Source organism: Paraburkholderia sp., from assembly GCF_036488505.1.
Lineage (GTDB): Bacteria > Pseudomonadota > Gammaproteobacteria > Burkholderiales > Burkholderiaceae > Paraburkholderia.
This window is the reverse complement of record NZ_DASXHN010000442.1, coordinates 1-6,036: the sequence shown is the minus strand read 5'-3', so window position 1 is coordinate 6,036 and position 6,036 is coordinate 1. Positions and strand designations below refer to the sequence as shown.

Here is a 6,036-nt window from a genome sequence, read left to right as displayed (position 1 = left end):
TCGATCGGCATGTCGGCGGGACAGGCTATGCGCGCGATCATTCTTCCGCAAGCCATCGTGCGCATGATTCCACCGCTTGGGAACGAATTCATCGCGTTGATCAAGAACTCGGCACTGGTGTCGCTGTTGACCATTCCCGATCTGATGCATGAAGGACAGAAGATCATCAGTGTGTCGTACCGGTCGCTGGAAATGTATCTCGTGATCGCGCTCGTCTATCTGGTGCTCACGCAGACGACTAACTACATTCTTCATCGCGTCGAGCGACGGCTGCGCGCAGGAGGCATGGTGCAATGAACAGCGCTTCACCTATCGTCAGCATTCGCGAGCTCACCAAGTCGTTCGGCACGCATCGCGTATTGAACGGCATCGACTTCGATATTCAGCCGAGCCAGGTGGTGGTCGTGATCGGGCCGAGCGGTTCCGGCAAAAGCACTTTTCTGCGCTGCTGCAACGGCCTGGAGCAGCCGGAGCGAGGGACCGTCGATATCTGCGGGCACCGGCTCGCCGAGCACGGAACGATGCTCAAGGAACGCGCGCTCAACCTGCTGCGCACCGAAGTGGGCATGGTGTTTCAGTCGTTCAACCTGTTCCCGCATCTTTCGGTGCTGCACAACATCACCGTTGGGCCGCGCATGCTGCGTGGCAGCTCGAAAACCGATGCCGAAGCGGCAGCACTCGTATTGCTCAGAAAGGTCGGTCTCGAGCACAAGGCGCATGCGATGCCCGCAAGCCTGTCGGGCGGCCAGAAGCAACGCGTCGCCATCGCGCGGGCGCTGGCCATGCAGCCGCGCGTGATGCTGTTCGACGAACCCACGTCGGCGCTCGATCCAGAACTCGTCGGCGAAGTGCTGCAGGTGATGAAGCTGCTGGCATCGGAAGGCATGACGATGCTGGTCGTCACGCACGAAATGGGCTTCGCGAAGGAAGTGGCGGATGTCGTCGTCGTGATGGATGGTGGCGAAATCGTCGAGGCGGGCCCGCCCGCGCAGATTTTCTCGACGCCGACACAGCCCCGCACCCGCTCATTCCTGCAAGCGGTGTTGTCACGCGCATGAACTGTTCCGTGGTACGCGGCGTCGGCGCGCTGCGCATCGATGCGGCGAACCACGCCGAAGTCGAGATACAACGCGACCGCGTGTTGTCGTGCGCGACGCTGGATACCGAAGTTGAGTCATGAATTCACCCACGAAATCGTTTTTCGCGGCGCACGCGCTGCTGCCGGACGGCTGGCGCACCAACGTGCTGCTCCAATGGAACGATGCGGGCACGCTCGTCGCCGTCACGCCCGATGTGCGCGACGTGCCCGCGGACGCCATGCACGCGGCGGGACCAGTCGTGCCCGGCATGCCGAACCTGCACTCGCATGCGTTCCAGCGCGCGATGGCCGGCCTCACCGAATATCGCGCGAATCCGGCGGACAGTTTCTGGAGCTGGCGCGAGCTGATGTACCGCTTCGCGTCGCGCATCACGCCCGATACGCTCGGCGCGATCGCGCGCTGGCTCTATGTCGAAATGCTCAAGGCCGGCTACACGTCCGTCTGCGAGTTTCACTACGTGCATCACGCGGCGGATGGCAAGCGCCATGCGAATCCGGCCGAGCTCGCGCAACGCGTCGTGGATGCAGCGAGCGAGACCGGCATCGGCATGACGATGCTGCCGGTGCTCTATCAATACAGCGGCTTCAACGCGCAGCCGCCGCGCGACGACCAGCGCCGCTTCATCAACACGGCCGAACAATTCCTCGATCTGCTTAGCGCATTGCGCCGCGCGCGTCCCGAGCACGGCGCACTGCGTTACGGCGTCGCGCCGCATTCGCTGCGCGCCGTGTCGGAGGCTTCGTTGCGCGCGGTCATCGAAGGACTCGATGCGCTGTCGCCCGGCGCACCGGTCCATATCCACGTCGCGGAGCAGACCGCGGAAGTGGATGCGTGCGTCGCGGCGCTCGGCGCCCGGCCCGTGCAATGGCTGCTGGATCACTTCGACGTGAGCGCGCGCTGGTGCGTCGTGCATGCGACGCATGTCGACGCGAAGGAAACGCGTGCGCTCGCGACGAGCGGCGCGATTGCGGGCCTGTGCCTGACGACCGAAGCGAATCTCGGCGACGGCATTTTCCCCGCGATGGACTATCTCGACGCACGGGGCGCGTTCGGCATCGGCTCGGACAGTCATATCGGCGTGGACTGGCGCGCGGAATTGCGCCTGCTCGAATACGGCCAGCGGCTGTTGCGGCGCGAGCGCAACGTGCTTGCATCACCACGAACGGCGCAGGTCGCCGACCGGCTTTTTCACGGCGCGCTCGAAGGCGGCGCACGCGCGACCGGACGCGCGGTCGGTGCGCTCGAACGCGGCGCGCGCGCCGACTGGATCGTGCTCGACGCCGCGCATCCGGACATCGCCGAAAAGACCAGCGACAAGTGGCTGTCGTCGGTCATATTCTGCGAACATGGCGAAACGCCCGTGCGCGATGTGGTTGTCGGCGGCGAGCGGGTGGTCCATGACCGCCGCCATCGCGACGAAGCGCGCCACTATGCTGACTATCGCAACGCGCTGGCGCAACTGCTTGCTGACGCCTGAACGCCAGCGCTCATCCAGACGAGAACACCATGAACGATCTTTTCTCACTCGAACGCGGCGATGCACCGCTGATGATCTCCATTCCGCACCTCGGCACGCACATTCCCGATTCGTTGCGCGGCCGGTACACGGACATCGCGCTGACCGTCGCCGATACCGACTGGCATCTCGACCGCCTCTATGCATTCGCCAGATCGCTGGGCGCGACGATTCTCGGCGCGCGCGTCTCGCGCTACGTAATCGACCTGAACCGGCCGCCGAACGACGAAAGTCTTTACCCTGGACAGACGACCACGTCGCTGTGCCCGACCGAAACGTTTCGCGGCGCGCCGCTGTATCGCGACGGCTGCGAACCCGATGCCGCCGAGCGCAACCGGCGCGTCGCGACGTACTGGCAGCCGTATCACGACGCGTTACGCGACGAGTTGCAGCGGCTGCGCGCCCAGCACCCGCATGTGCTGCTGTGGGAAGCGCATTCGATCGCGAGCGTGCTGCCGCGACTTTTCGATGGCAAGCTGCCGGATCTGAACATCGGCACGCAGGACGGTCGCACCGCGGCGCCGTCCGTGCGGCAGGCGATCGAGCGCGCGGCCGCGGCGGGTCCGTTCACGTGGATCGCAAACGGCCGTTTCAAAGGCGGCTTCATCACCCGGCACTTCGGCGCGCCGGACGACGGCCTGCATGCGGTGCAGCTGGAGATGTGCCAATCCACCTACATGAGCGAAGACGCACCGTTCGACTATCTGCCCGACGTCGCCCAGAAAGTCGAACCCGTGGTGCGCGGCATGGTGACCGGCGCGCTCGCGGCGATCTCCACACTCAACGCGTCCGCGCGCGGCTGATCAGTCCGCGCCCTTCAGCCGGACGACATCGCACAAATCCCCGGGGCCGGCCCGGAGCGCGGAAAAGGCATCAAGCGAAGGGCGCGACGCCCGTCGCTACTGCGAGGCTGCGCGCCACGCGCGCGCCGCTTTCCACCCCGTGATACGGCGCGGCGAGACCGCTCGCCGTCCGTAACGGCTCGAGCTTCGGTTCGATATCTCTTCCGCAAGACCAGCCGAAGCGATGCGCGTGTCGCGCGCAGATGCGTTGCTTCGCTGCTTCCGCTCGCGTCTGCCCGTGTCGCATGTCGGTGCGCCGATGCACGAAGACGAAGCCGGCCCGACATATGTGGTGCACCACGCATTCCCCGCCGCGACGCCCGCGCCGCGCGAACTGCGCGGGCGTGTCGAATCGCGCGGGAAACGATCGTTGGCATACCACTTGCATAGTCGGTGGACGATTCGTCAGTACCCAAACGAATCGTCGATACGACGATTACTCACCGGCGACCGCGCAAGCCTGCAAACGCCGCGCGCGATTGCAACCACTCAAGGGGCCTTTCATGTCAGTCCGTCTCACCCGTCGCGATCCTGGTCAGTGGAAACAGCGCACCGCCGTTAATTTCCTTCGCTCGTGCGCGCTCCTGCTCGTCGCGAGTTTTATCGGCCATGCGGCTCATGCAGCGGGCGTGGACGAAATCAAGGCGCGCGGCTACCTGAGCGTCGCGACCGAGGACGACTACAACCCGTTCGAATTCGTCGAGAACGGCAAGAACACCGGCTACGACAACGAGTTGCTCGCGCTGATGCGCAACAAGCTCGGCGTCGACGTCAAACAACAGGTGATGCCGTGGTCCGGCATCCTGCCCGGCGTCACGACGGGCAAGTACGACATGGCATTGAGCGCGGTGCTGGTCACCGACGAGCGCAAGAAGAACTTCGATTTCGCGTCGCCGACCTGCGAGGCCGTCACGATGTATGCGACCAAGAAGGGTTCGCCGATCAAGAGCGCGGACGATCTCGTCGGCAAGGTGGTGGGCGCCGAGACGGGCAGCGCGATGCTAACGGATCTGAAGCTCTTCAACGAGGAGCTGAAGAAGAAGCACGGCGGCAACGGCCTGAAGCAGATCATCGAATATCAGTCGTATCCGGAGGCTTACCAGGATCTCGGGCTCGGCCGCGTCGATGCCGTCGCCAATACGCAGATCAGCCTGAACTCGCTCGTGAAGACGCGCCCGGACGTGTTCGTCGTCGGCCAGGCGATCGGCAAGCCGACCTACATCGCGTGGGCCGTGAAGAAGGGCAATACCGACGTGCTGAAGATGGTGGATGCCGCGCTGCTCGAACTGCGCAAGAGCGGTCAGATGTACCAGCTTCAGCAGAAGTGGCTCGGCGCGAGCTACAAGGACATGCCGCAGTCGGTCAACTGACCTTTACGCCTCTACGATCCCGCATCGATGAACGCCTTCGATTACTGGAGCATCGCGCAGGGCGCGCTGGCGACGCTGGTTCTGTCGGTCGCCAGCATCGTGCTCGGCATCCCGCTGGGGCTCGGTCTCGCGCTGATCCGCTGGGCCCGCGTGCCGTATCTGAACCGCATCGTGCTCGCGTACGTGAGCCTGGTGCGCTCGTGTCCGGCGGTGACGCTGACGCTGCTGATCTTCTTCGCGCTGCCGCAGTTCGGCATTTCGCTGGACCCGACGCCCGCCGCGATTCTCGCGCTCACGATCAGCACCGCCGCATTCAACTGCGAAATCTGGCGCGCCGCGCTGCTCAACTTCCCGCGTGATCAGTACGACGCCGCGCTCGCATTCGCGATGCCGCGCAGCCTGCGCTTGCGGCGCATCGTGATGCCGCAGCTCTGGCGCGCGAGCCTGCCGGGACTCGTCAACGAGATGACCTTGCAGATCAAATCGACGCCGGCGGTCGCGGTGATCGGCATCGTCGAAATCACGCGCGCGGCGTTGCGGGTCGGCGCGCGCACCTATGATCCGCTGCCGCCCTTCGTGTTCGCGCTGGTGCTGTACGGGCTGATCGTGTTCGTGCTGATCCGGGCGCAGCGCGTGATCGAGCGTCGTCAGCCGGCGGAGGCCCGCGCATGACCGAACATTTTCTGATCGTCTGGCAGCAGCGCGCGGACGTGCTGTCAGGCCTGCTCGACACGCTTGGATTGCTCGCGGTCGCCGCGCTCTCGTCGCTGGTGCTGGGCGCGCTGCTGACGCCCGCGCTAATGTCGAAGCGCCCCGCCGTCGCGCGGCTCGCCATGCTCTATGTCGATGCGATGCGCTGCGCGCCTTTCCTGCTGTTCGTCTATCTGATCTATTTCGGCTTGCCGAGCGCCGGTATTCGTCTGTCGAACTGGTGGGCGGGCGCGATCGCGCTGATTCTCTACAACACCGCCTACATGGCCGAGCTGCTGCGCGGCGCGTGGGCCGGCCTGCCCACGCCGATGATCGAAGCCGCGCGCGCGTACGGCTTTCACGGCTTGAGCCTGGTGCGCCGCATCATCCTGCCGCAGGTCTTCACCGTCGCATTGCCGATGATCGGCAATCAACTCGTGCAGATCGTGAAGGACAGCGCGTTCCTCGCGGTGATCGCGGTCGGCGAACTGACGCATCAGATGAACGGCATTCAGGCT

7 protein-coding genes are annotated in these 6,036 nt (G+C 64.9%); all 7 read left to right on the top strand.

The genetic code is table 11. From position 1 onward, the window contains the following. The coding region (locus VGH68_RS25510; protein ID WP_331606493.1) for an ABC transporter permease subunit at positions 1-297 on the top strand (297 nt) is incomplete at its 5' end. Next, positions 294-1,058, top strand: coding sequence for an amino acid ABC transporter ATP-binding protein (locus tag VGH68_RS25505; RefSeq protein WP_331606492.1), 765 nt, complete (start codon positions 294-296; stop codon positions 1,056-1,058). The genes VGH68_RS25510 and VGH68_RS25505, both read left to right, overlap by 4 nt. A gap of 118 nt (positions 1,059-1,176) precedes the next feature. After that, a complete protein-coding gene (locus VGH68_RS25500) occupies positions 1,177-2,577 on the top strand; it encodes a formimidoylglutamate deiminase (RefSeq protein ID WP_331606490.1) in 1,401 nt (466 codons plus the stop codon). 29 nt (positions 2,578-2,606) lie between these two features. Further along, entirely contained in the window at positions 2,607-3,419 is an 813-nt protein-coding gene (hutG, locus tag VGH68_RS25495; RefSeq protein ID WP_331606489.1) for an N-formylglutamate deformylase, read from the top strand. 542 nt (positions 3,420-3,961) lie between these two features. After that, complete coding sequence (locus VGH68_RS25490) at positions 3,962-4,828, top strand: transporter substrate-binding domain-containing protein (protein ID WP_331606488.1); 867 nt, start codon at positions 3,962-3,964, stop codon at positions 4,826-4,828. A gap of 27 nt (positions 4,829-4,855) precedes the next feature. Next, positions 4,856-5,500 (top strand): amino acid ABC transporter permease, encoded by a 645-nt coding sequence (locus VGH68_RS25485; RefSeq protein WP_331606487.1) that lies wholly within the window; start codon positions 4,856-4,858, stop codon positions 5,498-5,500. After that, the coding region (locus tag VGH68_RS25480) for an ABC transporter permease subunit (protein WP_331606486.1) at positions 5,497-6,036 on the top strand (540 nt) is incomplete at its 3' end. The genes VGH68_RS25485 and VGH68_RS25480, both read left to right, overlap by 4 nt.

Excerpts from the sequence above, each read along its gene's own strand:
- VGH68_RS25505 (WP_331606492.1), top strand. The coding sequence starts at position 294 with ATGAACAGCGCTTCACCTATCGTCAGCATTCGCGAGCTCACCAAGTCG.
- VGH68_RS25500 (WP_331606490.1), top strand. The coding sequence starts at position 1,177 with ATGAATTCACCCACGAAATCGTTTTTCGCGGCGCACGCGCTGCTGCCG.
- hutG (WP_331606489.1), top strand. The coding sequence starts at position 2,607 with ATGAACGATCTTTTCTCACTCGAACGCGGCGATGCACCGCTGATGATC.
- VGH68_RS25490 (WP_331606488.1), top strand. The coding sequence starts at position 3,962 with ATGTCAGTCCGTCTCACCCGTCGCGATCCTGGTCAGTGGAAACAGCGC.
- VGH68_RS25485 (WP_331606487.1), top strand. The coding sequence starts at position 4,856 with ATGAACGCCTTCGATTACTGGAGCATCGCGCAGGGCGCGCTGGCGACG.